The organism is Variovorax sp. 20P10.2.4, assembly GCF_058244205.1.
The window spans coordinates 1-3,783 of record NZ_JBZAYE010000673.1 but is presented as its reverse complement, the minus strand read 5'-3'; the positions used below and the strand labels follow the sequence as shown (position 1 = coordinate 3,783).

2 protein-coding genes are annotated in these 3,783 nt (G+C 71.4%); one reads left to right on the top strand and one right to left on the bottom strand.

Translation table 11 applies throughout. The features are described 5' to 3' along the window. A partial coding sequence (locus tag AC27VN_RS35450; RefSeq protein WP_490879643.1) for a YhdP family protein occupies positions 1 to 1,011 on the bottom strand: 1,011 nt, incomplete at its 3' end. 25 nt (positions 1,012 to 1,036) lie between these two features. Here AC27VN_RS35450 and glnE point away from each other — a divergent pair. Beyond that, positions 1,037 to 3,783, top strand: a 2,747-nt coding sequence (glnE, locus tag AC27VN_RS35445) for a bifunctional [glutamate--ammonia ligase]-adenylyl-L-tyrosine phosphorylase/[glutamate--ammonia-ligase] adenylyltransferase (protein ID WP_490879642.1), incomplete at its 3' end; no start/stop codon positions are given.

Here is a 3,783-nt window from a genome sequence, read left to right as displayed (position 1 = left end):
CAGGCCGTCGGCGGTGTCGAACTGCAGCGCGGTGGTCGAGAACTCCATCGTGTCGACCGTGAGCCGGCCCGCGAGCCGGCCCGTGACCGCGCGCAGCACCAGCGGCTGCAGCCCCTTGCCGAGCGAGGCATCGACCCGGTCGAGGCCGAGGTCGGCGGCGGCGCCGACGATCTGGCCGTCGTCCACGTCGGCCCACAGCCGCAGCGCGCCGTTGCCCTCGCGGATGCGCGCGTCGATCGATACGTAGCGCCCGAGCCGGGTCACGTCGATGTAGGGCAGGTCGGCGTAGATCTGGCCGTCCCAGGTCTGCCAGCGGCCGGTGCGCACCGACAGCAGCGGCTGGCGGAACTGGCCGCGCAGCGTGAAGCGCTCGCCCCAGCCGGCCGGTGGCGTGGCGTCGAGCCGCAGGCCGTGGCGGCGGCCGCAGTTGCGCGCCACGAAGCGCACGTCGGTCAGCATCAGCGGCTCGGCCTGGCGCTGCTCGTCGGTCCAGCGCACCGTGCCGCCCTCGATCACCAGTTCGCGCTGCGCGAAAAACCAGTCGGCGGCGCGGGTTTCTCCGGTCGTATCGGTCGACATGTGCAGGCCCGCGACATGGAGTTTTCCCTGAGCGTCGCGGCGCACGTCGAGCGCCGGGCCCTCGATGTAGAGCTGCTCGAAATTGAAGCGCCACAGCGAGCGCGGCGAGACGCTGGCCACCACGCGCACGAGGCGCAGCGCCTCGCGCTGCTGCGCGTCCTGCAGCACCACGTCGCGCAACTCGAAGGCGGGGAACAGGCTGCCCGAGCGGGCCGTGATCGAACCGATGCGCACCGGCACCCCGATCGCCTTGCTGGCCTGCGCCTCCAGCGCACCACGGTAATCGCCGATTCGCGGCACAATCCACGCGTGCAGGACCACGACTGCCAGGGCCAGGAGAAGCCACGCAGCCACGAGAAGACCCAGGAGCCAGCGCGCCGTCACAGCGGTGATCTTGAGCAGACGTGAAGGGGAAGACACCGTGTCGTTCATTGAGGATCGCGCTGTGCCGGGAATTATGACCGCCACCATCGGGACGGGTTCCGCCGCAACCAGCACCAGTTTGAATCAGTTGTCAGCTACAGCATCGACGAACCCCGACGCGGACAAGCCCGCCTTGTCCTCCTATTCGCGCTTCGTGCAGCGCCTGCGCCGCCGCTATGCGGGCGAACTCGCGCTGCTGCCCGAGGGCGAGCCGCGCCGCGCATCGATGACGCAGGCCTACGAGGCACTGCGCGCACGCGGCGACGGCGTGGGCGACGCCCTGCGCATCGTGCGGCAGCTGGTGATGGAACGCCTTGTCACACTCGATTGCGATCGCCAGGCGCCGCTGGCCGTGGTGACCACCGCGGTCACCGAGCTCGCCGAGTTCGCGCTCGACACCGCCTGCCGCGAGGCCTGCGCCGAGCTCGACGCGGCGCACGGCGCGCCGCTGGGCGCCGACGGCCAGCGCTCGCAGCTGTGGATCGTGGGCATGGGCAAGCTCGGCGCGCGCGAGCTCAACGTGTCGAGCGACATCGACCTCATCTACCTCTACGACCAGGACGGCGACACCGCTGGCGACCCGCAGGGCCGCGGCAAGCTCGCGAACCAGGAGTACTTCGCACGCGCCGTGAAGCGCATCTACGCGCTGGTGGGCGACACCACCGAGCACGGCTTCGTGTTCCGCGTCGACCTGGCGCTGCGGCCCAACGGCAACTCGGGGCCGCCCGTGGTCTCGCTCGATGCGCTGGAGGAGTATTTCCAGGTGCAGGGCCGCGAATGGGAGCGCTTCGCCTGGATGAAGAGCCGCGTGGTCGCGCCCACCGAGGTGGTCGCGCAGGGCCAGGCCCAGGGCCTGCGCGGCGCGGTGCTGCCCTTCGTGTTCCGCCGTTACCTCGACTACAGCGTGTTCGATTCGCTGCGCGTGCTGCACCGCCAGATCCGCGAGCAGTCGGCGCGCCGCAGCGCGGGCCGGCCCGAGCGCGCCAACGACGTCAAGCTGTCGCGCGGCGGCATCCGCGAGATCGAGTTCACCGTGCAGCTGCTGCAGGTGGTGCGCGGCGGCCAGTTCCCCGAGCTGCGCACCCGACCCACGCTCGATGCGCTGCAGCGGCTCGCGCGCGCCGGCCTGATGCCGCAGGAAACCGCCGACGCGCTGGCCGCGGCCTACGAGTTCCTGCGCCAGGTCGAGCACCGCATCCAGTACCTGGACGACCAGCAGACCCATGCGCTGCCCGTGGCCGACGAGGACCTGCGCTGGATTGCGCAGACGCTCGGCTATGCCGACTGCTGCCCGTTCCTGGCCCAGCTCGACACCCACCGCGAGTTCGTCGCGCAGGAGTTCGACAAGCTGCTGGGCGGCGACAAGCCCTGCAACGGCAAGTGCAACGGCGCGCGCAAGGCGGCCGCGCCGGCCGAGCTGTCGGACCTGCTCGACGAGCTGCCGCCGGCCTTCGCCGAGCGCATCAAGGACTGGTGCGAGACGCCGCGCATGATGGCGCTGCGCGATGAAACGCGCGCGCGGCTGCGCCAGCTGGTGCAGCGCACCGGCCAGTGGCTGCGCGAGCCCGACGGCGACGGCCAGGGCCAGACCACCCACCCTGTCGAGGCCGCGCTGCGCTGGGCCGACTGGATCGAGCCGCTGCTGCGCCGCGAGAGCTACCTCGCGCTGCTGGTCGAGCGACCCGCGGTGCAGGAGCGCCTGCTGCGTCTGCTGGGCTCGGCGCGCTGGCCGGCGCGCTACCTGATGCAGCACCCGGGCGTGATCGACGAGCTGGCCAGCGACGAGATGCTGTCGGGCCGCTTCGTGGCCGCCGAGTTCGAGCGCGAGCTCGAGGCGCGTCATGCCTCGCTGAGCCGCACCGGCGAGGCCGACGAGGAGCGCCTGCTGAACCTGCTGCGCCACGCGCACCATGCCGAGGTGTTCCGCACCCTGGCGCGCGACGTGGACGGCCGCATCACCGTCGAGCAGGTGGCCGACGACCTGAGCGCGCTGGCCGACTCCACGCTGCGCGTGACCGCCCGCTGGTGCTGGCCGCACGTGCGCAACCGGCACCGCGAGGTGGCGCAGTTCGCGATCATCGGCTACGGCAAGCTGGGCGGCAAAGAGCTCGGCTACGGCAGCGACCTCGACATCGTGTTCGTCTACGACGACGACGACGAGCGCGCCGGCGAGGTCTATGCGGCCTACGTGCGCAAGCTCATCAACTGGCTCACGGTGAAGACGCGCGAGGGCGACCTGTTCGAGATCGACACCGCGCTGCGGCCCAACGGCAATTCGGGCCTGTTGACCACCAGCTTCCAGGCCTACGAGAAGTACCAGCTCGGCCGCGGCAGCAACACCGCCTGGACCTGGGAACACCAGGCCATGACGCGCGCGCGCTTCGTGCTCGGTAGCGAGGACCACGGCGCCGAACTGGGCGAGCGCTTCGACCAGGTGCGCGAGGCCGTGCTGGTGGCGCCGCGCAACCGCGAGGCGCTGAAGGCCGAGATCATCGCGATGCGCGACAAGCTGCGCGGCGCGCGGCCCGTGAAGGCCGACCGCTTCGACGTCAAGCACAGCCCCGGCGGCATGGTCGATGCCGAGTTCGCGGTGCAGTTCCTGGTGCTGTCGGCCTCGAGCGAGCATCCCGAACTGATCCCCAACCTCGGCAACATCGCGCTGCTGATCCGCGCGGAGGACGCCGGCCTGCTGCCCGCGGGCGTGGGCCGCAACGCGGCCGCGGCCTACCGCGAGCTGCGGCGCGTGCAGCACCGCGCACGCCTCAACGAGGAGCCGACGCA